Source organism: Streptomyces sp. NPDC001393, assembly GCF_053597455.1.
This window is the reverse complement of record NZ_JBSFIH010000044.1, coordinates 45,214-71,280: the sequence shown is the minus strand read 5'-3', so window position 1 is coordinate 71,280 and position 26,067 is coordinate 45,214. Positions and strand designations below refer to the sequence as shown.

25 protein-coding genes are annotated in these 26,067 nt (G+C 69.8%); 5 read left to right on the top strand and 20 right to left on the bottom strand.

The genetic code is table 11. The annotated features are described in order from the left end of the window. Positions 1-13: 13 nt before the first annotated feature. On the bottom strand, positions 14-1,645 hold the full coding sequence (locus ACWC2T_RS34100; protein ID WP_450674196.1) for an FAD-dependent oxidoreductase: 1,632 nt from the start codon (positions 1,643-1,645) through the stop codon (positions 14-16). A gap of 238 nt (positions 1,646-1,883) precedes the next feature. Between ACWC2T_RS34100 and ACWC2T_RS34095 the strand changes: the two genes are divergently transcribed. The 3 genes from ACWC2T_RS34095 to ACWC2T_RS34085 all read left to right on the top strand — a co-directional run bounded on the left by ACWC2T_RS34095 (position 1,884) and on the right by ACWC2T_RS34085 (position 5,322). Beyond that, positions 1,884-2,648: an SDR family NAD(P)-dependent oxidoreductase gene (locus ACWC2T_RS34095; protein WP_450674195.1), complete on the top strand. Its 765-nt coding sequence runs from the start codon at positions 1,884-1,886 to the stop codon at positions 2,646-2,648. A 65-nt stretch (positions 2,649-2,713) separates the two neighbouring features. Continuing rightward, positions 2,714-3,709, top strand: coding sequence for an Lrp/AsnC family transcriptional regulator (locus ACWC2T_RS34090; RefSeq protein WP_450674194.1), 996 nt, complete (start codon positions 2,714-2,716; stop codon positions 3,707-3,709). A 134-nt stretch (positions 3,710-3,843) separates the two neighbouring features. Further along, complete coding sequence (locus ACWC2T_RS34085) at positions 3,844-5,322, top strand: MFS transporter (protein ID WP_450674193.1); 1,479 nt, start codon at positions 3,844-3,846, stop codon at positions 5,320-5,322. 106 nt (positions 5,323-5,428) lie between these two features. On the opposite strand, the gene ACWC2T_RS34080 is transcribed toward ACWC2T_RS34085, so the two are convergent. Beyond that, complete coding sequence (locus tag ACWC2T_RS34080) at positions 5,429-5,845, bottom strand: ester cyclase (protein WP_450674192.1); 417 nt, start codon at positions 5,843-5,845, stop codon at positions 5,429-5,431. 174 nt (positions 5,846-6,019) lie between these two features. Between ACWC2T_RS34080 and ACWC2T_RS34075 the strand changes: the two genes are divergently transcribed. Further along, positions 6,020-7,309, top strand: coding sequence for an activator-dependent family glycosyltransferase (locus tag ACWC2T_RS34075; RefSeq protein WP_450674191.1), 1,290 nt, complete (start codon positions 6,020-6,022; stop codon positions 7,307-7,309). Positions 7,310-7,395: 86 nt separating this feature from the next. Here ACWC2T_RS34075 and ACWC2T_RS34070 read toward each other — a convergent pair whose 3' ends face one another. The 17 genes from ACWC2T_RS34070 to ACWC2T_RS33990 form a co-directional block, all read right to left on the bottom strand. Then, positions 7,396-8,406, bottom strand: coding sequence for a methyltransferase (locus tag ACWC2T_RS34070; protein WP_450674190.1), 1,011 nt, complete (start codon positions 8,404-8,406; stop codon positions 7,396-7,398). Further along, positions 8,393-9,163: a thioesterase II family protein gene (locus tag ACWC2T_RS34065; RefSeq protein ID WP_450674189.1), complete on the bottom strand. Its 771-nt coding sequence runs from the start codon at positions 9,161-9,163 to the stop codon at positions 8,393-8,395. Before ACWC2T_RS34065 ends, ACWC2T_RS34070 begins: the two co-directional genes overlap by 14 nt. Then, a complete protein-coding gene (locus ACWC2T_RS34060) occupies positions 9,153-9,500 on the bottom strand; it encodes an antibiotic biosynthesis monooxygenase family protein (protein ID WP_450674188.1) in 348 nt (115 codons plus the stop codon). Before ACWC2T_RS34060 ends, ACWC2T_RS34065 begins: the two co-directional genes overlap by 11 nt. Positions 9,501-9,514: 14 nt before the next feature. After that, positions 9,515-10,735 carry a ketosynthase chain-length factor gene (locus ACWC2T_RS34055; protein WP_450674187.1) on the bottom strand — a complete coding sequence of 407 codons (1,221 nt, stop codon included), beginning with the start codon at positions 10,733-10,735 and terminating at the stop codon, positions 9,515-9,517. Then, positions 10,732-11,997 carry a beta-ketoacyl-[acyl-carrier-protein] synthase family protein gene (locus ACWC2T_RS34050; RefSeq protein WP_450674186.1) on the bottom strand — a complete coding sequence of 422 codons (1,266 nt, stop codon included), beginning with the start codon at positions 11,995-11,997 and terminating at the stop codon, positions 10,732-10,734. Before ACWC2T_RS34050 ends, ACWC2T_RS34055 begins: the two co-directional genes overlap by 4 nt. 2 nt (positions 11,998-11,999) lie before the next feature. Beyond that, positions 12,000-12,416, bottom strand: coding sequence for a cupin domain-containing protein (locus ACWC2T_RS34045; protein ID WP_450674185.1), 417 nt, complete (start codon positions 12,414-12,416; stop codon positions 12,000-12,002). A gap of 105 nt (positions 12,417-12,521) precedes the next feature. Further along, complete coding sequence (locus ACWC2T_RS34040; protein WP_450674210.1) at positions 12,522-12,851, bottom strand: TcmI family type II polyketide cyclase; 330 nt, start codon at positions 12,849-12,851, stop codon at positions 12,522-12,524. Between the two features lie 2 nt (positions 12,852-12,853). Then, on the bottom strand, positions 12,854-14,434 hold the full coding sequence (locus ACWC2T_RS34035) for an amino acid adenylation domain-containing protein (RefSeq protein ID WP_450674184.1): 1,581 nt from the start codon (positions 14,432-14,434) through the stop codon (positions 12,854-12,856). Between the two features lie 48 nt (positions 14,435-14,482). After that, positions 14,483-14,944 (bottom strand): SRPBCC family protein, encoded by a 462-nt coding sequence (locus tag ACWC2T_RS34030; RefSeq protein ID WP_450674183.1) that lies wholly within the window; start codon positions 14,942-14,944, stop codon positions 14,483-14,485. After that, positions 14,944-15,195 (bottom strand): acyl carrier protein, encoded by a 252-nt coding sequence (locus ACWC2T_RS34025; protein WP_450674182.1) that lies wholly within the window; start codon positions 15,193-15,195, stop codon positions 14,944-14,946. Before ACWC2T_RS34025 ends, ACWC2T_RS34030 begins: the two co-directional genes overlap by 1 nt. 34 nt (positions 15,196-15,229) lie before the next feature. Continuing rightward, positions 15,230-16,279, bottom strand: a complete 1,050-nt coding sequence (locus ACWC2T_RS34020; protein WP_450674181.1) for a methyltransferase — start codon at positions 16,277-16,279, stop codon at positions 15,230-15,232. Then, a complete protein-coding gene (locus ACWC2T_RS34015; RefSeq protein ID WP_450674180.1) occupies positions 16,276-16,557 on the bottom strand; it encodes an acyl carrier protein in 282 nt (93 codons plus the stop codon). The genes ACWC2T_RS34020 and ACWC2T_RS34015 overlap by 4 nt, the downstream gene beginning before the upstream one ends. 84 nt (positions 16,558-16,641) lie before the next feature. Further along, entirely contained in the window at positions 16,642-18,519 is a 1,878-nt protein-coding gene (locus ACWC2T_RS34010; protein ID WP_450674179.1) for a BTAD domain-containing putative transcriptional regulator, read from the bottom strand. 224 nt (positions 18,520-18,743) lie between these two features. Next, positions 18,744-20,579 (bottom strand): BTAD domain-containing putative transcriptional regulator, encoded by a 1,836-nt coding sequence (locus tag ACWC2T_RS34005; protein ID WP_450674178.1) that lies wholly within the window; start codon positions 20,577-20,579, stop codon positions 18,744-18,746. A 63-nt stretch (positions 20,580-20,642) separates the two neighbouring features. Beyond that, a complete protein-coding gene (locus ACWC2T_RS34000) occupies positions 20,643-21,464 on the bottom strand; it encodes an AfsR/SARP family transcriptional regulator (protein ID WP_450674177.1) in 822 nt (273 codons plus the stop codon). Positions 21,465-21,603: 139 nt separating this feature from the next. Further along, positions 21,604-22,710 carry a carbohydrate kinase family protein gene (locus ACWC2T_RS33995; protein ID WP_450674176.1) on the bottom strand — a complete coding sequence of 369 codons (1,107 nt, stop codon included), beginning with the start codon at positions 22,708-22,710 and terminating at the stop codon, positions 21,604-21,606. Positions 22,711-22,871: 161 nt separating this feature from the next. Continuing rightward, positions 22,872-23,291 carry a BTAD domain-containing putative transcriptional regulator gene (locus ACWC2T_RS33990; RefSeq protein ID WP_450674209.1) on the bottom strand — a complete coding sequence of 140 codons (420 nt, stop codon included), beginning with the start codon at positions 23,289-23,291 and terminating at the stop codon, positions 22,872-22,874. 928 nt (positions 23,292-24,219) lie between these two features. On the opposite strand from ACWC2T_RS33990, the gene ACWC2T_RS33985 reads away from it, so the two are divergent. Beyond that, a complete protein-coding gene (locus ACWC2T_RS33985) occupies positions 24,220-24,888 on the top strand; it encodes a 4'-phosphopantetheinyl transferase family protein (RefSeq protein ID WP_450674175.1) in 669 nt (222 codons plus the stop codon). A gap of 169 nt (positions 24,889-25,057) precedes the next feature. Here the strand turns inward: ACWC2T_RS33985 and ACWC2T_RS33980 are convergent, their stop codons facing one another. Then, the gene (locus ACWC2T_RS33980) at positions 25,058-26,002 is read right to left on the bottom strand and encodes a MerR family transcriptional regulator (RefSeq protein WP_450674208.1); all 945 of its coding nucleotides are present in this window, start codon (positions 26,000-26,002) and stop codon (positions 25,058-25,060) included. Positions 26,003-26,067: the final 65 nt, after the last annotated feature.

Sequence of the window (26,067 nt, the reverse complement as noted above, 5' to 3'; positions counted from 1 at the left end):
GGCCGGGCAGGGATCACTCGGCGCGGGCCGTGACCGCCGCGAGGACGTCCTCGAAGGCCTGTGCGCCCGGCGCATCCTCCGTCCGCCAGGCGACGAATCCGTCCGGACGCACGAGCAGGGCGCCGCGCGGGCCGAGGCCACTCGCCTTGCGGAACTCGCCGGCCGGGTCGTCCACTTCACCGTCCGAACCCAGCCGGAACAGCCGCAGCGGAATGCCGAGCCGCTCGGCGGCTGCCAGCCCCCGGCAGCCCCAGTCGCCCGACTGGTCTCCGGTGAACAGCAGGAACGTCTCGCCGGTCAGATCGAGGGGGGACACCTCCTCGCCGCGACTGTTCGTCAGCCGGGCATGGGGCACGCGCATGCCCGGCTGCCCGTCGATGACCAGTTCGTGGCCGAGGGGATCGGTGAAGCCAGGGCCGAGGATCACCGGCGAGGTGTACCGGTAGGCGGTCGTCACGATGGTCTGGTCACGTTCGTCGCGCACGTCGGCGTCCTGCGGGTTGCTCCAGCGCATGTGCCGCATCCAGGCCTGGTCGATGGTCGCCTGGCCGACGGGCCGGCGCTCGGCCTCGTAGGTGTCGAGCAGTGCCTCGCCCGCCCAGCCGCGCAGGACGCCGGCCAGCTTCCACGCCAGGTTGTGGGCGTCCTGGACGCCGCAGTTGGCGCCGAAGCCTCCGGTCGGCGGCAGGACGTGCGCGCAGTCGCCCACGAGGAAGACCCGGCCCGCGCGGTAGGTTTCGGCGATGCCGTGGCCTATCCACCAGCCCTTGGTCTCCAGAACGTCCACTTCCAGGCCGGGCACCCCGGTGGCCTTGCGCACAAGCTCGACGCACCTGTCCTCGGTGATCTCCGAGGCGTCGAGCACTCGCGGGTCACCGAAGATGCCGTAGATCCACCGCTCGTCGTCCACCTTGAAGAGCATCCCGGGAGCCTCCGGGTTCTGCAGGTAGAGGATCATGAATCGGCGGCCGTCGAGGACCGCCTCGATGTCTGCCCTGAACAGGATGTTGAGCACGTGCCCGAGCGCGCCGTGGCCCGTGCGCTCGATGCCCAGTTCCTTGCGCAGCGGGCTGTGCGCGCCGTCGGCCGCGATCAGGTAGTCCGCCCGGACCGAGCGGGTGTGTCCCGTCCGCAGGTCGCGCACCCGCGCGGTGACACCGCCGGCGTCCTGGGTGAACGACTCCAGCTCCGTGTGGAAGTCGATCCGCGCCCCGCGGCGCAGCGCCTCCTCGAGCATGACCGGCTCGACCTTGTCCTGGCCGCACCAGACCGCCTCCGAGGGCCCGACGTCATGGAAGTCGTTCTCGCCCTCGGCCATGACCAGGACGTCGCCCTGAACGATGTCGGCGAGTGACTGCGCGCGCAGGATGGCACGGGGCAGATGGTGCGGCGGGAGGTCGCGGTCCGCCCAGTGCTTGCCGAGCACGAACTTCTCCGCCACGTCCAGCACGCCCTGCTCGATCCCGAGCGAGCGGAAGAGTTCCATGGTGCGGGGGCTCACATGGGTGGAGCGCAGCATCTGGGAAACACCCGAATTGCGCTCGACCAGGAGGCAGTCGATGCCCTGCTGACGGAGGAACAACGCGGCGGCGAGGCCGGACATGCCACCCCCGACCACCAGTACCGGAACCCGAACGTCTGGCATGTCTTTTCCTATCCGATGCCACTCGACGAAATTTCACCAATACCGTGCAGGGAGAATGGCGGGTGGAACTCCACGACGCCTGAAGAGGCGGTGAAGCAGCACGTGGGAACACTTTCCGGGAAGAGGCGGTGCTTCCGGATTTCCCGCTGCCGCGCTTCTTCAGCGGCATTCGAGTGGCCGTTCAGGGCGGCGGCCCACGGTGGGCGGGACCGGGCCCGCCGACCGAGAGGAGCTCGACATGGGCGATCTGAGGGGAAAGACCGCGCTGGTGACCGGTGCGTCACGCGGCATCGGACGCGCCATAGCCGAACGGCTCGCCGCCGACGGCGCGCTGGTCGCCGTGCACTACGCCGAGAACGAGGCGGCGGCCAAGGAGACGCTGGCGGCCATCGAGAACGCGGGCGGAGGAGCGTTCTGCGTCCGGTCCGACTTCGGCACCGAGGACGCCGTCGACCGGTTGTGTGCTGATCTGCAGCGCGGCCTGGACGGCCGGTCGCTGGACATCCTTGTCAACAACGCGGCCGTCGGCCACACCGGTTCGCTGGAGTCGGCGACGGCACAGGAGTTCGATCGGGTCTTCGCCGTCAACCTGCGCACGCCCTTCTTCCTCACACAGCGGGTGCTTCCGCTGCTCAGTGACGGCGGGCGCATCATCAACATCAGCTCGTCGGTCACCCGGATCGCCGTCTCCCACGAACTGGTCTACGGCATGACGAAGGCGGCGCTGGACGTCATGGCCCGGACGCTGGCGCACAGCCTGGGTGGGCGAGGCATCACGGTGAACTCGGTGGCGGTGGGCGTCACCGACACCGACATGATCGCCATGCTGCGCCAGTACCCCGAGGCCATGGCCGCGGTCACGGCCGCCACGGCGCTCGGCCGTATCGGGCAGCCCGCCGACATCGGCGACATCGTCGCCTTCCTCGCCTCCGACGATGCGCGCTGGGTCACCGGACACCTGTTGGACGCCACCGGAGGCATGTGTCTCGGCATGGCCATCTGAGCGCCGCTGTCCAGCGCAGACAGCCATGTCGTTGACGGATCACCGCACGCATATAGCATCACTGGATGAATTCCATCACGCTCGACAAGCTTGACCGTGATCTCGCCCATGCGCTCCAGATCGACGGGCGCGCCCAGTTCAGCAGGATCGCCGAGGTGCTCGGCGTCTCCGACAGCACGATCGCCCGCCGCTATCACCGGCTGTTCTCCGCGGGGGTGCTGCGGGTGGTGGCCTCGATGAACCTCTCGCGTCTCGGCTATGTGCCGTGGACCATCCGCCTGCAGTGCACCCCCGACGCGGCGAGCGGCATCGCCGCCGCGCTGGCGCGCCGCACCGACACGTTCTGGGTGCATCTGCTGTCGGGTGGCACGGAGATCTCCTGCAGCACCCAGATGCGGGCGGGCGGCAGCAGTGACACCCTCCTGCTGCACAAGCTCTCGCGCACCACGCGCGTGGTGTCCGTCAGCGCGCACTCCATGCTGCAGGGCTTCGCCAGTCCCTCGCAGTGGTCCGGGCTGGTGTCGCTGACACCCGACCAGGTCGTGGCGCTCCGGCCGGAGGCGCCCGCGCCGGGCGACGGCCCGACCGACCTGTCGCAGGCGGACTACGCCTTGATGGAGGTCCTGTCCCGGGACGGACGGGCGGGGTTCGGCGAACTGGCCGACGTCACCGGCTGGTCGGAGTCGACAGTGCGCCGCCGCATGGACCACCTGCGACGCACGGGGGTCCTGCATTACGAGGTCGACCTGCCGCCCTCGGCCCTGGGCTACCACGGCGAGGCGCGGCTGTGGATGTCGGTGCGTCCGTCCGCACTGGTCGCGACCGCGGTGGCGCTGGCCGAGCACCCCGAGGTGTCATTCGCCGCGGTGACCACCGGCCCCACCAACCTCATGGCCTCCGTCATCTGCAAGGACCACGCGGACCTCTACCGCTATCTGACGGAGCGCGTCGCCTCATTGGAGGGTGTGCACAACGTCGAGATGGCCACCGTCGACCGCACGGTCAAACGAGCCGGCTCCGCCCTGCCCAGCGCGGCGTTCCGGGAACCCGCCCACCTCTGAGCTCGACCGGATGGAGGTATCCACCCGCAGAGACCCATTCGCTGCAGGAATCCGTCAGGATCCGCGCTCTGGCTAGGTGCACCCGGCCCGGCAGCCGCATCGTGTGAAGCAGTCAAGGAACGAAAGGACTTCACATGCGCAAGTGGTTGCCCCTAGTCGCGGTGTGCCTGGGGTCTTTCATGCTCATCGTGGACACCACGGTGGTGACCGTCGCGCTGCCCGAGATCGGCACCGGTCTGCATGCCTCGCTCTCCAGCCTGCAGTGGGTGATGAACATCTACACCCTGGTGCTCGCGGCCCTCACCCTGAGCGCCGGTTCCCTCGGCGATCTGCTGGGGCGCCGCAAGGTGTACCTGCTCTCGCTCACCGTCTTCGCCGGCGCCTCCCTGCTGTGCGCCCTGTCCACCAGCCCGGCGATGCTCATCGCCGCCCGAGGTGTCCAGGGCATCGGCGGCGCGGCCATGTTCGTGACCAGCATGGCCCTGCTCGGTACGACATACGAGGGCAAGGCGCGCGGCACCGCCATGGGTGTGTGGTCGGCCGCCATCGGTGTCGCCGCTGCCGTCGGTCCGATCTTCGGCGGCTTGCTGACCCAGGGCATGAGCTGGCGGGCCATCTTCTACGTCAACATCCCGATCAGCCTGGTGACGATGCTGCTGACCAAGGTCTGTTTCACCGCGGACACGCCACAGCAGCGTGCGCGCCTCGACGTCCCCGGGATCGTCACGTTCGCCCTGGCCTCCGGTGCCCTGACCTACGCGCTGATCACGGCCGGCGACAAGGGCTGGACGTCGAACGCCACTCTCGGTCTGTTCGCGCTCGCCCTGCTGGGAGTGGTGCTGTTCGTCCTCGCCGAGCAGCGCCATCCCCACCCGATGCTGGACCTGGCACTGATGCGCAACGCCTCGTTCGCAGCGATCATGCTGAGCACCGTCGCAGCCGCCTGGGGCTTCTCCAGCCTGGTCTTCACCTCGCTGTGGCTTCAGTCGGTCGTCGGGCTCACGCCGATCAAGGCCGGTATGGCCCTGCTGCCGCTGGCCGGAGCCACGTTCGTCGCCTCCACCGTCACCGGCAAGCGCCTGCACGACGTCTCCCCGCGGGTGACCATCGCGGTCTCGCTGCTGCTCATCGGCGCCGGGTGCGCGATCAACGGCCTGGTGATCCACGGCGGCTCCTCGTGGGCGGCCGCGGTGCCGGGGCTGCTCGTCATCGGCGTCGGCGTGGGCGTCGGGATGCCCGCCACCGGGTCGGCGATCTTCGCCTCCGTTCCACCGCAGCGGGCCGGCATGGGATCGGGTGCCATGGCCACCTTCCGCCAGTTCGGGCAGGCTCTCGGCGTCGCGGTCCTCGGGGTGATCTTCAGCGACGCGATCCACCACGACCTGGTGAACAAGGTGGCCCATGTGCAGGCGGCCCAGGACGCTCTGACGAGCGGTAGGCGCACCGCCCCCGGTGTGCTGCACGACGCGGGCGCGCACGGACTGACCTCCGTGTACCTTGCCACCGCCGGTCTCGCCCTCGTGGCCGCCATCGTGACGGCCTCGTTCGTCCGCAAGAAGGACCAGTCGATGCCGCCGCAGGAAGTGTCCAAGGAGACCGCCGAGGCGCACTGACCCACCGGACTCCGTGCGCGGGTGTTTCGTCCCCCGTCTCCCGGCGCACGGACGAGCCGCCGGCCCTCACGGGCCGGCGGCTCTCTTCTGCTTCCTGCGCGCCGGGTCAGGCGGAGCGCAACTGCTGCAGCAGGCCCGCCCGGTCGACCATGGGCCAGATCTCGGTCACCTTGGCGTCCCGGAGCCGGTAGAACACGTGCGCCCGCTCCGAGACCCGCCGTCCCGTGGGGCCGGTGCCCGCGAAGGCGCCGGTGTGGGTGCCGGAGGTGGTACCGCGCACCGCGACGAAGTCGCCTTCCACGAGTACGTCCTCGACCTCGAAGTGCACGTCACTGAACGCCGCGTGGAGCGCGCGCCAGGTCGACTTGAGGACCTCGGGACCGGTCTGATCGTGGTAGGGCGCATGGTGCATGACCGCGTCCTGCGCCACCAGCTCGTCGGTCACCTGCTCGAAACGGCCCTGGTTCAGCGCCTCGTCATAAAGGCGGAGGATGACGTTCCTGTTGTCGCTGGAGCTTGCCACGTCTGTTCTCCGTTTTCCCGGTCCGACAGGGAACAGGATTATCTTCCGGCTCCATTGAGGAACCGCTCAGGAAACGCTGAAGAAAAGCATTCGGGCGACTTCATGTCTTGTCTCCGGAAACGTGCGGATACAAAAATGATGTGTTCCTTCCGGGAAAAGGATTGGAGAGCATGGATGCGCGTTCTGTTCGCTGTCATGCCGTCCCCCACGCATCTGCACCCCTTCGTGCCGCTGGCATGGGCACTGCAGGGCGCGGGACACGACGTGTGCGTGGCCAGCCACCCAGACATGGTGAACACCATCACGGAAGCAGGCCTGACCGCGATCGGTCTGGGGGACCCGGTGGACCTCGCGGGTGCGGTGGACGCCTGCGCCGCCGACGAACGGCTGGACCCGATCGTCACCCCCATCACCGACCCGGCCGAACCCGGGCTGTGGAAGGTGATCCGCACCGTCCTGATGTCGCCCTTCTGGCTGCACTACCACGCCGGTGCGCCAGGTCCCGACGAGCACCCCTTCACCGACGCGCTGGTGTCCTTCGCCCGCAACTGGGAGCCCGACCTGGTCCTGTGGGACCCCATGTGCTTCGCCGGCGCCGTGGCGGCCCGGGCGTGCGGTGCCGCGCACGCCCGTCTGCTGTGGGCCCCGGACTACTTCGCGTGGACCAGGAGCAAGTACCGCACGTGGCTGGCGAGTCCGGCCGCACAGCCGCGCGAGGACGGCATGGCCGCCCTGATGGCCCCCACCCTCGAGCGTTTCGGTCTCGGCTTCGACGAGGACCTGCTCGTGGGACAGTGGAGCCTCGACCCGATGCCGTCGGAGATGCGCCTGCCGGTCGACCTCGAGTACGTCCCGGTCCGCCGAGTGCCCTACACCGGCGCCCAGGCCGTTCCCGAGTGGCTCCACGAGCGGCCGCTCCGCACGCGCGTGTGCCTGACGCTGGGGGTGAGCACACGGACGTTCTTCGGCAAGGACAGCAAGCTGCCCATGGCCGACATCTTCGACGCCGTCGCCGGCATGGACATCGAGCTGGTGGCCACGCTCAACGCCGACCAGCTCTCTTCCGTACGACGGATACCCGACAACGTCCGCACGGTGGACTACGTACCGCTGAACCAGCTGCTGCCGTCCTGTTCGGCGATCATCCACCATGGCAGCGGCGGCACCTTCGCCTCCGCGGTGGCACACCGTACTCCGCAGCTCATCGCTTCGCGCCCCACGGGGCAGTCCATGGACATCGCCCGCTTCGTGGAGAAGCGCGGTGCGGGCCTCGTCGCCACCGACATCGAGAGCGAGGACTTCTCCGCGACCGAGCTGCGGGCCCAGTTGGAGCGGATCCTGCAGGAGCCCTCCTTCCAGCAGGGAGCGGACGCGCTGCGCGACGAGATCGCGCAGATGCCGAGCCCCAACGACACGGTTCCGGTGCTGGAGCGGCTCACCGCCCGGCACCGGCACCGGGCCTGAAACGTCGCACGGGACCCGTCGACGGGCCGGCCCGCGCGGGCCGGCCCGTTCGCATGCCGCCGCCCGGCCGGGCGGCGGGGGAAGTCCTACCTCTTGTGGGCCACGACAAGGCGCTCGGTCGCGGTCAGTTCCTCCACAGAGACCTCGGTGAACCCGGCCTCCCGCAGCCAGACCCGGCTCTCGGCCGCCGTGTACTCCGAGCCACCGCTGCGCACGAGCCGCATGTTGAGGCTCATCAGGAGCGAACGGGCCGGGCCGCGCCGGTCGTCGTCGAGGAGCTCCTCGTAGATCAGCAGGGCGCCCCCCGGACGGAGCGCGTCATGGGCGCGCTTGACGAGCAGGGCCCGGGTCTCGGTGTCCCAGTCGTGCAGGACGTGCCCGAAGACGAGAACGTCGGCCTCGGGCAGGGGGTCGGTGCGGAAGTCCCCGCCCTGGAAGCCGACCTTGTCCGCGACGCCCAGCTTCGCGACGTGCTCCTCGAACAGCGGCTTGACGGCGGGCACGTCGAACGTGGTGCCCCGCAGGTGCGGGTGGGCCTTGACCAGATGTGCCGCGAGGTTGCCGCGGGCACCGCCGAGATCGGCGAACGTCCGGTATGCGGACCAGTCGAAGCGGCGTACCAGCTCCTCGGTCACCGGCGCGGAAACGCTGTCCATCGCGTGCATGAAGCCACGGACCTGATCCAGGTCCTTGTACCACTCCCCGAAGTCGTCCAGGCCTTCCTGCCGGCTGCCGCTGCGCAGCAGACCGGTCAGCCGGCCCCAGGCCGGGTAGAGCGAGTAGCTCATGAAAGTGAAGAACCCGCCGATGTAGGAGTCCTTCGCCTTGTCCAGGTACCGTTCGGCGGCCGCCGCGTTGGCGTACCGGCCGTCCTCGCGGTCAAGAAGGCCCAGGGCGACGAGCGCGTCGAGGAAGTCCGCGGCCGCGCTCGGATGCAGGCCGAGGGAGTCCTGCAGCTCCTCGGAGGTGGCAGGCGCCTTGGCCAGATGGGTGAACAGGTCCAGTTCCACGGCGCTGAAGAGCGCCCGTGCCCTCCAGAACCCACTGGCTATGTCCATCACCGACTGAAGCTGGGCATCTGAGTCAACTGACCTCATGGAGGTCTCCTCTCTCGGCGGCAACGTTCTGCAGAATCGATGACGTGACGGCCTCGGCGCGGTCCGTGTGGAAGAGGTGGCCCCCGTCCACCACCCGCAGCCGGAAGTCTTCGGATGTGACGTCGGCCCAGCCCGTCATGTGTTCGGGGCGGACCAGGGGGTCCTTCTCCCCGGCCAGGGCGAGGACCGGGACGGGCAGCGGTTCGGGGTGGGCATCGGCCGGCCGTCCGGCGAGCCACGCCAGGTCCGCCGCGAGGACCGCGGCGATACGACGGCTCAGGCGTGGGTGGTCCAGCACGCTCGGCGGCACTCCGCCCAGGGCGGCGATCTCGCCGAGCAGCTCGTCCTCGCTCAGCATCGCCCAGCGGCGGACCCATGGCGGGTTCTCCCGGGGGGCGGGGCTGGCCGCCACGCAGAGCCGCTTGGGCCGGCGGGCTCCGCGGCGGACCAGCGCACCGGCCACGTCCCAGGCGAGGACGCCGCCCATGCTGTGGCCGTACAGGATGTACGGGCGGTCCACGTGCTCCGCCAGAGCCTCGGCCACCTCCGTCACGTCGAAGCGGGGCTCCTCGAGAAGCCGGTTTTCCCGGCCGGGAAGCTGGATCGGCTGGACCCACAGGGTGTCGGGCAGCAGGCGCCGCCATGACAGGTAGTGCGTGCCGCCGCCGCCGGCGTTCGGCAGGCAGTACAGGACCGTCTCGGCGTGCGGGGGCGGTCCGCCGCCCAGGAACCACCGTGCGTGGGAGTCAGCCGGCATGGTCCGCCTCCGCGGACGGGGATCGGTGAACGTGGGCGACCTCGCAGAAGATCGGCGTGATGTCGTCCGTGATGGCCCGGCACGCCGCGAAGTGCTGCCGGACGTCCGGATGACGGTGCATCGCGTCGAACTCTTCCTTGCTGCGCCATTGCGCATAGTTGATCACGCGGGTGCCGTCGTAGCTCTTGTGGACACTGGCCGAGACGAAGCCGGGGAACTTCTCGATGACGCCGGTGGCCTCGATGATGACGTCGTAGATGCGCTCCTGGTCCTCCGGCGCGACGGTGAAGACGTTGACGAGCGTGTAGTAGCCGTTCTCGCGGGCGATGTGTGCCATCGGTGCTGTCTCCTTCAGACGGCGCGCACGACAAGTGCCGAGTTGAAGCCGCCGTGGCCCCTGGCCACGACGAGGGCCGTGCGGACGGCCAGTTCTCGCGGTCCGTCCACCACGACGTCGAGACCGTGGGCGGCCGGAATCTCGCGGATGTGGGCAGCGGCCGGTACGACCTGGTCGCGGATGCTCAGCAGGGCCGTGGCCACGTCCAGACAGGCACCGCCGGCGTAGAGCCGGCCGGTCATCGTCTTGGGCACGGACACGGGCACGCCCCGCGGCCCGAAGACCTCCCGCAGCGCAGCCGCTTCCGCGGCGTCCCTGCCGGGGACACCGCTCGCATCGGCGAAGACGACGTCGACGTCGGACGGCTCGAGGCCGGCGTCCGCCAGCGCACCGCGCACCGCCCGGGCCAGGGCCGGTGGCCGTGCGGAGCCGGGGCGCGGGTCGAACGTCGCCGCGTACCCCGCGATCTCGCCGTACACCTCCGGTGCGCCGCGACCGCGAGCGGCCTGCAGTTCCTCCAGGACAAGGACGGCGCCGCCCTCGCCCGGGACGTAGCCCGCGGCGTCGGTGTCGAAGGGCAGGTAGGCGCGTTCGGGGTCCTGGCGGGTGCTGAGCAGTCCGACGGGGATCTGCGCGGTCAGGCCCCACGGGGAAAGCGGCGCGTCCATCCCGCCGCCGAGGACCACGGTGAGGTCGCCGCGGCGCAGCCGCCGCCGTGCGCTCGCGAGCGCGTCGAGGCCGCCTGCCTGCTCGCTGACCACCACCGATCCGGCGCCGCGGGCGCCGTGCCGGATGGACAGCTGGCCGGTGTTGACCGCGTAGAACCAGGCGAAGGACTGGTAGGCGCTGACCCGCCCCGGTCCCTCGCTCCACAGTTTCTGCAGCTCGCGCTGGCCGAACTCGAAGCCGCCGCATCCGGCGGCAGTGATGACGCCGGCATCGTAGGTGCCCAGCTCGGCGAGGTCGACGCCCGCGTCGTCGATCGCCCACTGGGCGGCGGCCAGGGCGAACTGTGTGGTCCGGTCGGTCTGCGGGATCAGCCGCCCGGGCACGTGCTCGGCCGGGGTGAACCCGGTGACCTCCCCGGCCACCCGGACCGGATACGGGCCGGCGTCGAAGCGGGAGATGACGCCCAGGCCGGTGCGCGCGGCGACCGTGGCCTTCCAGTGCTCGTCGGCGCCCAGGCCGGTCGGTGCCACCACACCGATCCCCGTGACGACGATGCGTGCTGTCATGCCCGACCGCCCTTCACCCGGCGCAGGATTGCCGCGCTCTGGAAGCCGCCGAAGCCACTGCCGACGGTGAGGACGGTGTCCACCGGCACCTCCCGGGCGACGAGGGGGACGTAGTCCAAGTCGCACTCGGGGTCCGGCTCGCGGAGGTTGGCGGTGGGCGGCACCACTCCGTGCTCGATCGCGAGCGCGCAGGCCGCCAGCTCGATGGAGCCCACCGAGCCGAGCGCGTGGCCGATCATCGACTTGATGGAGCTGATCGGGATGTCGTAGGCGGCGGCACCGAGGGCGTCCTTGAAGGCGGCCGTCTCGTGCAGGTCGTTCTGGCGCGTGCCGGAGCCGTGGGCGTTGATGTACTGGAAGCCGTCGCGGGGGACCTGGGCCTGGACCATGGCAGAGCGGATGGCCTCGGCCATCTCGGCGCCGTCCGGGCGCAGCCCCGTCATGTGGTAGGCGTTGCACCGGGTTGCGAACCCCGCCAACTCGGCGTAGATGTGCGCGTCGCGTCGGCGGGCGTGTTCCTCGTTCTCCAGCACGAAGATCGCGGCTCCCTCGCCGAGGGCGAAGCCGTTGCGTGTCCGGTCGAAGGGCCGGCAGGCTCCGGCCGGGTCGTGGTTGTCCGGAGACGTGGCGCGCAGTGCGTCGAAGCAGGCGTAGGTGATCGGCGACAGGGGCGCGTCGGTGGCGCCTGTGATCACGATGTCGGCGGATCCCTCACGGATCAGGTCCAGTGCGTAGCCGACGGCGTCCAGGCCGGAGGTGCAGCCGGTGGACACCACCGCGGCCGGCCCTTCCGCCCCGGTCGCCCAGGCGACCTCGCGGGCGAGCGAGGAGGGGATGAAGTTGTCGAACAGGGTGTCGGCGGCCAGGGCGTGGTCCACCAGCCATTTCTCACCGTTGTGGCTGACCTTGGCGTACTCGCGCTCCAGGCCCGTCGTCAGGCCCACCGCCGTGCCGACACTGACGCCGATGCGCGCCGGGTCAACCTCGTCCGGCTCGATGCCGCTGTCGGCGATGGCTTCGGCGAGACCGACCAGGGCGAACTGCACCATCCGGTCCAGGTCTTCGGCCTGTCGGGAGGTCAGTCCGGCGGCGACGGGATCGAAGTCGACCTCCCCGGCGATCTGAGAGCGGTATCCCGTGGCGTCGAAGAGGGACACCGTACGGGTCGCGGGCCGGCCGGAGGTTATCTGTTCCCAGAAGGGTTTGGTGCCCACTCCGCCCGGAGCGACGACACCCATGCCGGTGATGACGGCTCGGGCCATGGTCACTGCCCCACGACCGGCGGGGTAGCCGTCGGGAACGGCGGCTTCTCCACCTCGACGTGCCCCTCCTCGGGGCTGGGTGCGAGCGGTGACATCTGGAAGACGATCAGCGCGGTCTCGGTGCCCTGGTTCTCGTAGCGGTGGGAGCCGAACTTGGGTACCAGGACGGCCTCGTTGGCGCGGGCCACGATTTCCTCGCCGTCGATCCGCACCACGATCTCGCCGTGGGCGACGAACATGAACTCTTCGGAGTACGGGTGGTAGTGCTCGGCGATGAACTCGCCGGGCCGCAGGGTCATCGTTCCGAGGAATCCCGAACTGGCCCCGACCGACTTCGGCGTGAGCAGCGGGCGGATGGCCCCGCCCAGCCGTGTGCTCACCGGCGCGTCTGCCATGGAGATCTTGACAGGACCCGACACAGGGATGCTCTCCTTCTTCACGCGGGTTTCAATGACGGCTTCGAACGGGCTGCGTACGGGCGTCCTGGCTTCGGACGGTCGGTCCACCGGCCACGTTCGGGCAGGTCATGCCTGCCAGCGGTAGAATTCCTCCGCTCTGGTGGCCTTGAGGTTGCGGAGCTCGGGCGAGTACGGGGTCAGGAAGCGGGCCAGCGCGTCACGGGTCTCGACGAACTCCCGCTCATCGCGGGCGGCGAAGATGCGGTCCGTCAAGTCGTCGTCCACGTCGTCCCGGGCCTCGACCATGTGCACATACAGTCCGTGGAACCGGAAAAGGTGCCGGCGTGCGACTCCGATCTCCTGGGGCAGACCTGTGGCGTCGTGTGCCTTCCAGATCTTCGCCACGGCGTCCGCGTCCTGCGGATGCATGCGGTCGATGAAGAGGACTCGCTGCATTGTCACGTTCTCCCCTCGTGTGCCGGGTTGTGGTCCGCTCCTGCGACGGTCGCCGTGATGGCGTTCCGGTCGACCTTTCCGTTGGGATTGAGCGGAAGGCTGGGCCAGAACGCGACAGACCGGGGAACCATGTGCTGCGGGAGCTCGGCCCGCAGCAGGGTGAGGAGTTCGTCGCCGTCGCCGACGCCCCCCTCGGTTCCGGTGCACACCGCGTGCAGAACCACCGGTCCGTCATCGCCCCGCACGGCGACGACGATGGCCTCGGCCACCTGCGGATGACCGCGCAGCGCGGCCTCGATCTCGCCGAGTTCGACCCGGTAGCCCTGCACCTTGACCTGATGGTCGACGCGGCCGAGGTGGATGAGGCAGCCGCCCTCGTCGCGGACCCGGTCGCCGGTTCGGTACCAGGCATCCTCCGGGGGAGCCGCAGGCCGGTCCCACACGGTCGCCCTGAAGCCGTCGAAGGTGACGAAGCGGCCCCGGTTGTCGGCCGGGGCAAGGTAACCGCCGAATCGCTGGGCCCCGCGTACGCACAACTCGCCGGTGGCGGCCGGACGGCCGTCGTCACCGACGACAATCGCCTCCAGCCCCGGATAGAGCTCGCCCACGGGCACGGTGCCGTTGGCGGTCGACGGCCAGGCCGACCGATCCGCGGGAAGCCGGTACTGCGCACAGCTGAGGGTGAGTTCGGTGGGGCCGTACAAGTTCTCCACCGTGCTGCCCGGAGCCGCCCGCTGCCAGGCGCCGGCCTGCTCGATGGTCAGCGGCTCACCGCAGAACAGGCTCCAGCGCAGCGCCGGCATGGAGTTCTCGGCCAGTCGGCCCAGGCGCTGCGCGAGCGAGATCACCGAGGGCACGGAGAACCAGTGGGTGATGCCGCGCGTGGCCGCGAACCGCGCCGGCGCCAGCAGCTCGCCACGGGTGGGAACCACGACGGTGGCACCCGATCCCCAGCCGGCGAACAGGTCGAACACCGACAGGTCGAAGGTCAGGTCGAAGGTCTGCGTCACCCGGGCTCCCGGGCCCAGCCCGTAGCGCGGGATGACGTGCCGCAGGTAGGCGTCGACGTTGCGGTGTGCGACCGGCACGCCCTTGGGCGCGCCGGTCGACCCGGACGTGAACAGGATGTACGCCGCCGTCTCGGGGGCCGGCCGGGGCCCCGCCGCAGCCGGGCCGGGCTCCGGCGCGTCGGTCGCCGTCTCTTCCGCGAGCGACGGCTGCACCACACAGGCGGGCGCCGGCAGTCCCGGATCCGCATCCTGTGCTATCACCACGTCCAGTGCGGCGCTGCACACGATCCGCTCGTTGCGGGCCATGGGGAACGCCGGGTTGAGCGGGACAACGGTTGCGCCCAGACGCAGCGCGGCCAGGTAACCGGCGTACGCCGCCACCGACCGGGAGGCGTACAGGCCGACCCGTCGGGGCGCGGTGCCGCACGTCTCCAGGACCATACGGGCGATGCGGCACGCGGCCCGGTCCAGGTGCCGGTAGGTCATGGTCCGCCGGCCGATCTCGAGGGCGACGGCGGCCTCGTGCCGGGCCACGGACCCGGCGAACCACTCGTGCAGCGTTCGATGTGTCATCTCTTCCCATCCAGGCGCCGTCGGGCGGGCGTGGCGTGCCTGTGCTGCTCAGCGCTGCAGCGAGGCCGCGGCCGCCTCGACCTTCTTCTTGATCACATCCATCTGGATACGGGTGTTGTCGTTGATGCGCCGGGTGATGGCCGCGTCGTCGAAGGGCGCATCGGGCTTCGCCTCGAACTCCTGGCGCCAGCGCATGGTCGTGGCCTGGCCGTCGGGCTCGTAGGTCCAGTGGATGTGCATGTACGCGAAGGGGCCGGTCTCGACCCGGTGGGCGCGCACGGAGTGCGTGGCCTCGTCCGTGGTGCGCTCGCTGACCCAGCTCCACACCGTGCCGTCGTCGTCCGGAACCATCGTGAGCCGGAAGCGGACCGTGGGCCCGTCCTCGTGGAGCACCTCCACCGAGGCGTACTCGGTGAAGAGGTCCGGCCACGTCCTGACGTCGTTGGTCAGCCGCCACACCACATCCAGGGGAGCCTCGATGCGCACCGAGTTGTCCGTGCTGCTCGCCATCAGTTCGCCCTCCTCGGGCTCGAGTTCAGGTGATCGAGGATCCTGTCGAGGCTCCAGGCCTGGGAGTCGTCGGGAAGCTCCGTGCCGTACTGGTCCGACACGGCCTTCTGCAGCTCGATGAAGCCGATGGAGTCCACACCGAGATCGGCCAGTGACGCGCCGCCCGCCGTGTCGACGACCTCCGGGGACAGGCCGATCCGGGTCGTCAGGATGTCGTGCAGGACCGAGCGCGATACGCCGGTGGGCGTCATGTCTTCCTCCTTGGGTCGGGCTGTCAGCGGGGCCTCAGACCGGCCTGCACTCGAGCAGGTCCCAGTGGTAGACCGGCTCGTTCAACAGCTCGAAGCCGGTGCGCGCGAACAGTCCCTGCCAGTCCTCGAGCGTGCGCTTGCGCCCGCCGTGCAGGACGAGCATGTCGATGTCGAGCAGCTTGCCGTGGTCCCACTCGTTGCCGGGCTTGAGCACGGAGTCGACGATCAGCAGGCGTGCCTCGGTGTCATCGCCGATCGACTCGCGAATGTTGGTGAGCGCCTTGACGGCTTCCTCGTCGGAGAAGCGCATGAACACGGCCTTGACGAAGTAGCACTCGGCGCCGCGGGGCACCGGATCGGTCAGCAGGTCGCCGCCGATGATCTCCACCCGGTCGCCGACACCGTGCTCCGCGAAGATCTGCTCCCCCTTCTTCGCCATCCAGGGCAGGTCGAACAGGTAGGCACGCAGCTCGGGGTGGCGTCGCAGGGCCTGCGCCAGGAAGTAGCCGTCACCGCCGCCCAGGTCGGCGATGCTGGAGAAGCGGCCCAGGTTCCACTGGTCGAGCTCCTCCTCGGCGAACTGCTTGGCCCAGTAGGTCTGGAACTCGTCGCAGAAGCGGTCTGCCTCCGGGTTCTGCTCCAGGTGCTCGTTGAACGTGCCGCCGAAGGCCTCCTTGAAGGCCGGCTCGCCGGTCCGGAGGCTGTGCACCATGTACTCGAAGGGGCGCGAGGTGAGTTCCATGTGGTTGTAGCGGACCAACGGGAACACACCATGGGGGTTGTCCTGGGTGAGCGCCTTCGTGACCGGTGTGGAACGGAAGACCCCGGTCGGCCCCTCGGCGAAGATGCCGAGCATCGCGGTGGCCCGCAGCACTCGCTGCAGCGCCTGCTCGTGGGCACCGGCCCGCTCGGCCAGCTCCGCGATGGGCAGCGGGCCGCCTTCGAGGATGTCGGCGACGCCTAGTTCCGCGAGCGCGTTGACGATCTGGAAGAGCCGGCCGCCCGAGGCGAGCAGGACCAACTGCAGACCGTACAGATCGTTCGGCAGGAACTGCTCCGTGGCACTCTTCTCGGCCTCACTCACGACGAAACCTTCTTTCGCTCGTCACCTTTGGAACCTATTACTGCGTTGACCTTTTCGATGACCGCTCGCGGGGTTCTCAGCGCTTCCACGGCGTCATCCGCGAGATCGATGCCGTAGCGGTGCTTGATCTGGCTGAGGATCTCCATCAACGCAACCGAGTCATAGCCGAGGTGGGTGAACAGGACATCGACGATGTCCCCGTCCAGAACGCCTTCTTCGGACTCCCCGGCATGGGCCCGGGTGAGATTCACCAGGTCCTCAAGAGTGAATTCCTGCACTCTTACCTCCCCTCAGCAGATCTGTTCCCTGCTTTTCCGCAGCTCTGCTTCGCACGAGCCTGGCAAGAGCGCCTGAAGAAACCCTCACGGTGCGGTGAAGACCGATGAAGTCCGCAAGGCAGCGGGGCAGATGCCATCCGGCTCAAGGTCCTCGTCGCCCGGCTGCTGGTCGACGAACATGCGGATGAGCTCCAGCAGTCCGTAGCGCGGCGCGGCGCCGTCCTGGCCGGCCTGGATGACGACGAACCGTGCGTCGTACAGCCGGTCCAGCGCGTTCTCGGCATCGCTCTCGGCCAGGTCGAGCAGCCGCGCGATGGTGCCGGCCGTGCAGCCGTCGCCGGGATCGCGGGACAGGGTCCGCAGGACGCGGCGTGCGACGGGGTCGAGGCGCTCGTAGGCGTGCTCCAGGCGTCCGCAGAGGTTGGCGTTGCCGCTCCTGAGCAGCTGCAGCCGCTGGCGCCGGTCCGCCATCCGCTCCGCCGCCCGGTGCAGCGGCAGGCGCGAGGGCAGAGCCAGGAGGGAGCCGACGGCCCGCACAGCGAGCGGCAGGTGCTCGCAGTTGTCGGCGATCGAGCGGGCCATCGTGCGAGCGCGGCTGTCCCAGGAGCAGCCGGAGACACGGGACAACAGCTCCACGGCGTCTGTCGCGGGCAGCGTGCCGACCTCGATGCTCCGGGCACCGGCGAGGTCGTAGAGGGGGGCGCGGCTGGTCACCAGGACGGAGCACCACGGGCCGGCCGGCAGAAGGGGGCGTACCTGCTCCTCGGTGCGGACATCGTCGATCAGGATCAGTACGCGGCGGTCCGCGCACCAGCTGCGGAACAGCTGGCTGCGCCCCGCCAGGTCGTCGGGGATCTGCTGCGGCAGGAAGCCGATACCGCGCAGGAAGGAGCCGATGACCGAGTACGGATCCGGCGGCAGACCGCTGCGCACTGCCAAGCTGCCCTGGAAGCAGGCGAAGAACTGCCCATCGGGGTACCGCTTGCGCATCCGGTGCGCCACGTGCACCGCGAGCGCGGTCTTTCCTGCGCCGGCCATGCCGCTGAGCGCCGCGATGCGTGGACCGGGGCGGCCGGAGGAGGTGAAGATCTGCTCCAGCTGCGCCAGCTCCGCCTGCCGACCGCAGAAGTCACCGACATCGGGCGGAAGCTGGGCCGGCACCACCATCGGTGTCCGATCGGCCGTGCCGCCGATGTGGTCGAGTTCGACGTCTCCGGCGAGCAGCGAGCGGTGGAGGCGCTGGAGCGCGGCACAGGGTTCCAGCCCGAGCTCCCGCGACAATGCCTCCCGCAGCCTCCGGTAGGTCTCCAGGGCTTCGTGGCGTCGGCCCGCCCGGTGCAGGGCGAGCATCAGCCGGCTGTGCAGGCCTTCGTGCAGCGGGTGGTTGACGGCGAGCGCCCGGAGTTCGGGTAACACGTCCATCTCCCGGCCGAGCTCCAGGTAGGCCTCGATGCGCAGCTCGATGGCCTGCATCCGCGCCTCCTCCAGCTGGACGGCGTACGCCTCCAGGAAGGGGCCCTTGGGCACGTCGGCGAGTGCCGTCGTCGAGCGCCAGACGGCCAGCGCCCGGCCGAAGCACTCGATGGCCTGCTCGTGGTCTCCGGCCTTCATGGCCGCCTTGCCCGCATCGAAGCACGACTCGAAGACGTGCACGTCGACGTCCTCCACGGAGCCCTTGAAGGCGTAGCCCGCGGAGTCCGTGGCCAGACATGCGGCGACCGCCTCGCCGCCCATCGCCGCCAGCAGCTTGCGCAGCTGGTAGATATAGGTCTGCATCGTGGCGGAGACCGTGGCCGGCGGCCGGTCCAGCCAGAGTTCCTCGACGAACTGGCTGATGGGCACGGTGTGTCCCCGGGAGATGAGCAACAAAGCAAGTACGGAACGAAGTTTTGGTGCGAGTACCAGCGGTTTACCACGCCCATCAGACGTCGCTTCGAGATTTCCCAGTAACCGGAACTTCACTCGACCACCTCGGCTGTATCACCGGATTTTCGATCTGATGCCGGGACCGCATACTGAGAACACCTCAGATGTGTCGTTCAGCCCCCGTCGTCCCCATGGTGCCGAACGTCGCTATACGAAATTGGTTCAGCGCTATACAACGGCTGGAGACCTTTGGCGGTGCGGGTTATGGGGGACCGTGACTCCGGCCGGCCGGCCGTCTGCCGGCTGCCGCTCCCACCGTCCTACGCGGTACGGAAGTGCAAGGCCCTGGGAAGCGCCGGAGTTTCCGTTCGGTCCCGCCCGGCATGCTGTTCCCTCAGGTACAGGCCCAGGAATCCCGGGACGCTGTACCAGGCGTCGCCCGGCCTGCATCCGGCGGCGAAGTCCAGGGCGTGGACCTCGACCAGGGCCTCCAGCACGTCCTCAGCCGCACGCTCTGGCAAGCGGAGGGCGCGAGCCGCCTCTCGCAGCGAGATACGGGGGCTGCACAGCAGGGCCAGCCGGGTCAGCGTTTGCTGGGACGCCGCTGACAGCTGCGCACAGGCCTCAGCCAGTCTCTGACGCAGATCCAGGTCGCCCACGCACAGCTCGTCGAGCCGGTTGCGGGTGGGATCGGCGAGCCGGGTGGCGAGCCGGCCCAGTGTCCAGTGGGGGCGCGCCGCCAGCCGGGCGCCTGCCGCGCGAACCGCCGCCGGAAGGTACTCGCACAGGGCCACCAGGCGCTGCGCCGCCTCGCGTTCCGCCGCGATCCGGCGCTCGCCGACGATCAGGCCCAGTAGTTCCACCGCCTCCCGGAGGTTGAAGCCGGCGAGGTCGGTGCGGTAGGTGTCACCGAGCGCGGCGAGCCGGGCGCGCGACGTCACGAGGGTCCGCGCGGGCCCCGGTCCCGGCAGCAGCGGCCGCACCTGCGCCTCGTCGGCAGCCGTGTCGATCAGCACCAGGATCCGCCGGCCGGTGAGGGAGGTGCGGTAGACCGCGCTGAGTTCCTCGACGGAGTCGGGCAGCGCTCGTTCCGGGGCGAGTGCCTCGATCAGGCGGCCCAGCGCTGCGCGGACACGTTCCCGGCCCGGGGGCATCATGGTGAGGTCGACGTACAGCCGGCCATCGGGGAAGACGTCCGAGCACCGGTGAGCGAGACGGACCGCCAGCGCGCTCTTGCCCACTCCGACGCCGCCCGAGATCACCAAAGTGCCCGGGCCCGCGGACCGCAGGCGGGCTTCGAGCCGGTCCACCTGGCCCGCGCGGCCCGCGAAGTCCGCGAGGTCGGGGGGCAGGAGACTCGGAGTGCCGACGGGCTGCCGCCCGGTGAGTACGGGGGCGGCCGGCCCGGTCGGCCGTGCCTCGAGGACGGGATCGGCGCGGAGAATGGCATGGAAGACGTGGTCCAGGACAGGTCCGGGGCGTGCTCCCACCGTCAGCAGTTCGTCGCGTCCCGATTGATAGACCTCCAGCGCTTCCGCCTGCCTGCCGCACCGGTACAGTGCCGTCATCAGCTGAGCCCGCAGCCGTTCGCGCAGGGGGTGCTTGTCCACCAACGCGTCCAGCTCCGTGAGGACCTGGCTGTGCCTGCCCTGAGCCAGGTCGGCGGTGATCCGCTCTTCCAGCGCGGCCAGCCGAGCCTCCTCCAGCCGCGGTCGTTCTTCCTCGAGGAAGGTGTCCGTGGTACCCCCGAGTGCGGGGCCGCGCCACATGGCCAGTGCCGCGGCAATGTGGCTGGAGGCGGATGCGTGCCGCTCGAACCGCACGTCCTCATGCCCCATCTGCACGAGTCGGCGGAACTCGGTCAGGTCGAGGGTTCCCGTCGGAGCGCGCAGCGCGTAACCATGACGGGTCCGCAGGACATCGGCGCCGTAGGGGGTGAGCAGTTTGCGCAGCCGGGAGACGTAGGTGTGGATCTGGGCCCGGCGTGTTGTGGGCGGTCTGCTGTCCCACAGCGCGGCGCTGAGCCGGTTCTCGGACACCGGCCGGCCATCGGCGAGGAGCAGGGCTGCCAGGACTGTTCTGGGTTTGCTGCCCCCGATCGGGAGACGCTGTCCGTCGTGTACGACCTCGACCGGCCCGAGCAGCCTGAATTCCATCTCTTACGCTTCCTTGGGGTGGAGACTTGCGATGTGGTGCAGCGGCGCACGGCCGGCGGCGGCTCAGGCCGCGAACAGGTCGAACGTCGACGTGTGCCGTGGCCCGGCGGTGATGTTCAGCGCCGGGTCGGCGGCAAGGACCGCCCGGTGAAGATGTTGCAGTTGCGGCGATGGTTCGACACCCAGCCGGTCCACGAGCAACTGGCGCAGCGTGCGGTAGACGCCGACGGCGGCTGCCGGCCGGCCGGACCGGTACAGGGCGACCATGGCCTGCGCGTGCAGCGCTTCGTGCAGGGGGTGGCGAACGACGAGCCCGGCGAGTTCGGACAGCAACCGGGTGTGCCGCCCCAGGCGCAGGTCCGTGTCGATGCGGCGTTCGAGAACGAGCAGCCGGGCGTCCTCCAGGCGCCGTTGTTCCGCCTGGAGAACGGGACCGCACGGCACATCCTCCAGCGCGGCCCCCGTCCACAGAGTCAGCGCCGCTCGGTACACAGCCGCCGCTTTGTCGTCGTTCCCAGCGGCAAAGGCTCTGTCACCGATGGTGACGAGTCGCTCGTGCTCGTAGACGTCGACCGCGCACAGCGGGGTCTGCAGCATGTAGCCGTCAGGGCAGGTGACAAGGATGTCCTTGCCTCGTCGCCGCGTGTCGCGGCCCAGCGCGATGTCCAACTTCCTGCGCAGCTGCGATATGTAGGTCTGCAGGGTGGTCGGGGCGCTCTGTGGAGGCTCGGCCGACCAGAGCTCCTCGATGAGCGTGGGTACCGGGACCGGCTGCCCGGCGTTGAGAGTCAACACAGCCAGGATCTGCCGGGGTTTGGCCGCCGTCGGCATGAACGATGTCCTGTTCGCTTCGGCGCTGAAGGGACCCAAGACACGGATCCTCATGCTGTCCTCCCGTTCTGACTACTACCAGCAGTACGTGGTTCGGTTCTGGGCGGTAACCGGCAGTGCGTTCGCCCCGCTCTCAAGAGCGCCCTTCGAGCAGGCGTGCATCGGTCTCCCGGACCTGCGGAGGGTACGAGCATCAGCCGATGCCCCGTACGATGTGCGCCTCGTCGTCGTCCTCATCGGTCCCCGCGAGGTGCATCGCGGGAGCTCCTTCTGCAGCGGTTCCGCGACGACTGCGGTCCGCCTGAGACGGGTGGTCGGCATCGAGCCCGGTGAGCAGCGCCCCGATTTCCTCGGCGGCTGCGCGGCCGTACGTCTGGTCGATGCGGGCCAGAAGGTCGGCCTGCACCAGCTTGTACTCCTGCGGGCCCGGGGATTCCAGGGCCAGGGTCGCCAGCGCGCAGCCGAGGCGCGCCGCGCTCTCGGGTGCGAGTCCGTTGACGACTCCGGCGAGGAAGCCCGCCCGGAAGGCATCGCCGGCGCCGGTCGGGTCGGCGATCATTCCGGATGGCACCGCCGGAATGTGCAGGCTGTCCGACCCGGCGGAATCGATCGTCACGCCCTCGCTTCCCCGCGTGGTGACCCAGGCCCCGACCCGACGCAGGAGCTCGCGCCTGCTCCAGCCGGTGCGTTCCTGAAGCAGCCCGGATTCGTATGTGTTGGTGAACAGCCAACGGGCCCTGTCGACGAGAGCTCTGGTCTGCCCGGTGCCGAGGACCGCGAGTTGCTGGGACGGGTCGGCTGCGACATCGATGTCGAGAGCGTGAGCGGTCGTCGTATGACGGACCATGGCCTGCGGATCGTCGGCGCCGACGATCACGAGGTCCAGTCCTCCGGTGGCCCGCTCCACGTCGGCGAGGTCGATCCTCCTGGCCTCGGACATGGCGCCCGCATAGAAGGTGGCGATCTGGTTTTGCTCGCTGTCCGTGGTGCACACGAAGCGAGCGGTGTACTGGGTGTCGCTGATGCTCACCCAGGTGGTGTCCACACCGGCGCCGCGCAGCAGTGCACCGTACTCCCCGAAGTCGAGGCCGGCGGCGCCCACGAGCACCGGTCGCAGACCGAGTCTGCCGAGGCCGACGGCGACATTGGCGCCGACGCCTCCGCGCCGGATGTCAAGCCGGTCGGCCAGGAAGGACAGGGAGACCTGATCGAGCCGGTTGGCCAGGAATTGCTCCGAGAAGCGTCCGGAAAAGGCCATTAAATGATCTGTCGCGATCGAGCCTGTGACAGCGATACGCATGATCTCTCCTTGAACCCTCGGTCGCAGTGGCGGACCGGTGACGGTTGCACAGTCGCGGGGCGGCGGTTCCACGCCTTCCCGTAACGGCAGTCACAGTGACGTGCGCGGCTGAGGAGTCTCTGGAGAGTTCCTGTCGTTCCCGGTGGGCTTGGTGGCTCGCGTCACCACCTGGATGACCGGCATGCGGATGATCCGCTCCGGCGATGCGGGCCGCCGGGGCTGATCGCGAGCGTGCAGCGCGTGAGGATTGCGCCGGCGGGCCCTGTTGAGGAGAACCCTCGTTCGTTCAACCTCGACACGTGGGAACTGTTCGAGCCGGAGAGCAGGCTGGAGCGCCGGAGCTTTCGGAGCCGGGTCGAAGCCTCTCCATGACGTCCTTCATGGGCGGGGCAGCGCTCGACCAGTATGGTCAGTTCGGCCTTGATGCGTGGGTCGAACGCCCTCGGTCTCATCTCTTCCGGGTCTTTGATCTCGGCCTCCAGGCGTCGTCCCGCCTGGACGCCGACAGGCGCGGCCCCGCGCCGGAGGGCAAGTGCCTCGCGCAGGCACCGTGCGGCTTTCCGGCAGTCACCGGCGTCCAGGGCCTGGCGTCCCGGGCCCGGCAGTGGTCCGGACGTGCGGACATCGCTGGTGCCGAGCGCCGTTCGCGGCCTTCCGGCTTCTCAGGTGCCGTGGTGGTCAGTCCACGGAACGTGAGGACGCATCGGTGTGTACGTACCGCGAGGAGTGCGAGAGCCTGCGGTGCCGCGGGCGCCGTAGGCGAGGCCGATAACGGTCCCGGAATGCCACTGCGCACTTCATGTCCCCCAGTCATAGATGGCTCCTGGGTGCCCGATGAACACAAGCCCCAGTGATCACACCATCGAAAGATAGTCAGAACACTCTGTCAACCTGCTTACTCTTCGGTTGACAGCAGTATTCAGACATCCGTTTGCCACGGTGGATGCGGATATACCCGGACAAGACCTTGCCGAAGACCGTCAACTCCTCGGCGAACGGGGCTTGATGCTCGTCCTGCCCGGGTGGCCGGCGTTGCCGTCATCAGAGGTGACGCCCCGGGGTGTGGTCGGTTGCCCCACCTGGGGTGGTGCCGTTAGCGTTCCACTCAGGTGCATCAGACGCCGTTCAGAGGCACCCGAGTGCCGGCGTCCGCGTTCGGGGCGGTGTCGTGCTCGTCGGCCGTCCGCAGCTTGCACTCGGGATGAAGGTAGGGCGCTTCGGCTTGGCGGCCGGGTCTGTCGCGGGGGTGTTCCAGCTGATCACGCAGGGGCGTTTCCACAGGGGCCCAGCCACTGCCGCTCCGCTGCTCCTGCGGTACCGGGACCGGGCGGCGCGGCCCGCACATCCCCCGGAACACCTGGGACGACAGGTTCGAGAAGGTCTCAGTCGGTGCTCCCCGCAAGTGGCGCCACCGCACGGAGCGGCTCCGCATTCCAGACCACCCCGTCATTCCACGACAGATCCTGCCGGCCCCATGGTTCCCGCGCTGAACGCCACGGGAGTGTTCCGATGATCGAGGCGATCCTGCCCGCCGTGGTGGCCGTTGAGGAGACGTTCACCGACCCGCCCGGTGTGACGCTGTTTCCTGCGGAGGAGGCGGTCATCGCCAAGGCCGTCGAGGGGCGGCGCCGCGAGTTCACGACCGCCCGGGCCTGCGCGCGGGCCGCGCTGGCCCGGATCGGGCTGCCGCCGACCCCGATCGTGCCCGGCGCGCGCGGCGCCCCCCAGTGGCCGGCCGGCGTGGTCGGGAGCATGACGCACTGTGCCGGTTACCGCGCGTGCGCCGTGGCGCGCCGCCAGGAGATCGCCGCCATCGGCCTGGACGCCGAACCTCACGACAAGCTCTCCGACGCAGTCCTCAGCTCGGTCGCCTCGGCCGATGAGCAACACCGGCTGGCGGCGCTGGCCGCGTTGGTGCCGGGGCGGCATTGGGACCGGATCCTGTTCAGCGCCAAGGAGTCGGTGTACAAGGCGTGGTTCCCACTGACCCGGCGCAGGCTCACGTTCAAGGACGCCTCGATCACCATTGATCCCGCCAATGGCACCTTCATCGCGAAACTGCTCGTCGACGCGCCGCAGGTGAACGGGGCCGCGCTCACCGAGTTTGATGGCCGCTGGCTGGTCGACGGCGGCTTCATCGCTACGGCTGTCGCCCTTCCCACCGCAGCTGTTGACTGAGCAGAGCTGCACACGTGATCGGTGTGTTGCCGGTCGGCGGTGTGGGTGGACCAGACGGCGGCGCCATCACGCGGGCGGTACGGGATGACATGGCCCGCCGCGACCGGCACCTTGTGACGTCGCCGGACCTGGTCGCCGGTCGGGACCGTCCGCCCCTTCCCGGCGCGCTCTACGCCGCTCCGGCGTTGTCCCGCTCCAGTGCCGCACGCAGCCAGTCGTCCGCGGAGCCCGGGGTCGGCTCCGGCCGGCCGCCCGGCGGCGTGAGCACTACGGCTGTCAGCTCCCAGTACCGGTCCAGGCGGGGCCCGGCCGCGAGCCGCGCGGCCAGCAGGCGGCGGAACTCCCGGGTGTCCCCTCTGCCGTACGCGCTCGCGTACGCGGCCACATAGGCGTCCAGCGCCTCACCCGGGTACGGATGCCGTGCCCGGCGCAGTTGCGGGCCCGCGAGCTCGTACGCCTCAGCGAGGCCCGCGTACAGCTTGGCCGCCCCGCGGGCCCCGGCCACCCCATGCACCTCCGGCTGGGGCTGCCGGCCGCCCGGGCAGGGAGCCGTCGTCATCGCGTGCAGCCGGGCGAAGGCGAGCGCCTGCTCCGGGTCCGGGTCGTCGGGCGGTTGCGGAACGGCCACCTCCAAGAACGCCGACCTGGCCCGGGCCGGCATCCGCGGCGGCAGCCAGGCACGCCAGAACCGGGCCAGCGGAGCCGTGTTCGGCGGGATGCTCACCGCGCCGATCAGCCGCAGCCGGTCTGCCTGTTCCGCGGGCGGGCAGTCCCGCACCAGCCGCAGCGCCGCCTCCCGCCAGCGCAACGCCTTCAGTTCACCGCCGAGCTCACGCAGGCGGCCCGCGACGGCGTCCTGCAGCACACGTCCCGCTGCGGGCTCGTCGTCCTCGATGACCCGCCGCACTTCGGCCAGCGGGAGGTCGAGGACGCGCAGGGAGCGGATCAGCCGCAGCCGCTCCAACGCCTCGGGGCCGTAACGGCGGTGCCCGCCGCTGCTGCGGGAGGCCTCAGGCAGCAGGCCCTGGTCGGAGTAGAAGCGGACGGTTTTCACGGTGGCCCCGGCGCGCTCGGCGAGCTCGCCGATGCTCCAGACAACCTCGTGCGACGACAGTTGAACCTCCCTGTGGGGGAGTTCCTACGGTACCGGCACGCGCAGGCCGGGACACACCTCCGGTC

Coding starts and splice junctions, on each gene's coding strand:
- ACWC2T_RS34100 (WP_450674196.1), bottom strand. CDS start 1,645: ATGCCAGACGTTCGGGTTCCGGTACTGGTGGTCGGGGGTGGCATGTCC.
- ACWC2T_RS34095 (WP_450674195.1), top strand. CDS start 1,884: ATGGGCGATCTGAGGGGAAAGACCGCGCTGGTGACCGGTGCGTCACGC.
- ACWC2T_RS34090 (WP_450674194.1), top strand. CDS start 2,714: ATGAATTCCATCACGCTCGACAAGCTTGACCGTGATCTCGCCCATGCG.
- ACWC2T_RS34085 (WP_450674193.1), top strand. CDS start 3,844: ATGCGCAAGTGGTTGCCCCTAGTCGCGGTGTGCCTGGGGTCTTTCATG.
- ACWC2T_RS34075 (WP_450674191.1), top strand. CDS start 6,020: ATGCGCGTTCTGTTCGCTGTCATGCCGTCCCCCACGCATCTGCACCCC.
- ACWC2T_RS34070 (WP_450674190.1), bottom strand. CDS start 8,406: ATGAGGTCAGTTGACTCAGATGCCCAGCTTCAGTCGGTGATGGACATA.
- ACWC2T_RS34065 (WP_450674189.1), bottom strand. CDS start 9,163: ATGCCGGCTGACTCCCACGCACGGTGGTTCCTGGGCGGCGGACCGCCC.
- ACWC2T_RS34060 (WP_450674188.1), bottom strand. CDS start 9,500: ATGGCACACATCGCCCGCGAGAACGGCTACTACACGCTCGTCAACGTC.
- ACWC2T_RS34055 (WP_450674187.1), bottom strand. CDS start 10,735: ATGACAGCACGCATCGTCGTCACGGGGATCGGTGTGGTGGCACCGACC.
- ACWC2T_RS34050 (WP_450674186.1), bottom strand. CDS start 11,997: ATGGCCCGAGCCGTCATCACCGGCATGGGTGTCGTCGCTCCGGGCGGA.
- ACWC2T_RS34040 (WP_450674210.1), bottom strand. CDS start 12,851: ATGCAGCGAGTCCTCTTCATCGACCGCATGCATCCGCAGGACGCGGAC.
- ACWC2T_RS34035 (WP_450674184.1), bottom strand. CDS start 14,434: ATGACACATCGAACGCTGCACGAGTGGTTCGCCGGGTCCGTGGCCCGG.
- ACWC2T_RS34030 (WP_450674183.1), bottom strand. CDS start 14,944: ATGGCGAGCAGCACGGACAACTCGGTGCGCATCGAGGCTCCCCTGGAT.
- ACWC2T_RS34025 (WP_450674182.1), bottom strand. CDS start 15,195: ATGACGCCCACCGGCGTATCGCGCTCGGTCCTGCACGACATCCTGACG.
- ACWC2T_RS34005 (WP_450674178.1), bottom strand. CDS start 20,579: ATGGAATTCAGGCTGCTCGGGCCGGTCGAGGTCGTACACGACGGACAG.
- ACWC2T_RS34000 (WP_450674177.1), bottom strand. CDS start 21,464: ATGAGGATCCGTGTCTTGGGTCCCTTCAGCGCCGAAGCGAACAGGACA.
- ACWC2T_RS33995 (WP_450674176.1), bottom strand. CDS start 22,710: ATGCGTATCGCTGTCACAGGCTCGATCGCGACAGATCATTTAATGGCC.
- ACWC2T_RS33985 (WP_450674175.1), top strand. CDS start 24,220: ATGATCGAGGCGATCCTGCCCGCCGTGGTGGCCGTTGAGGAGACGTTC.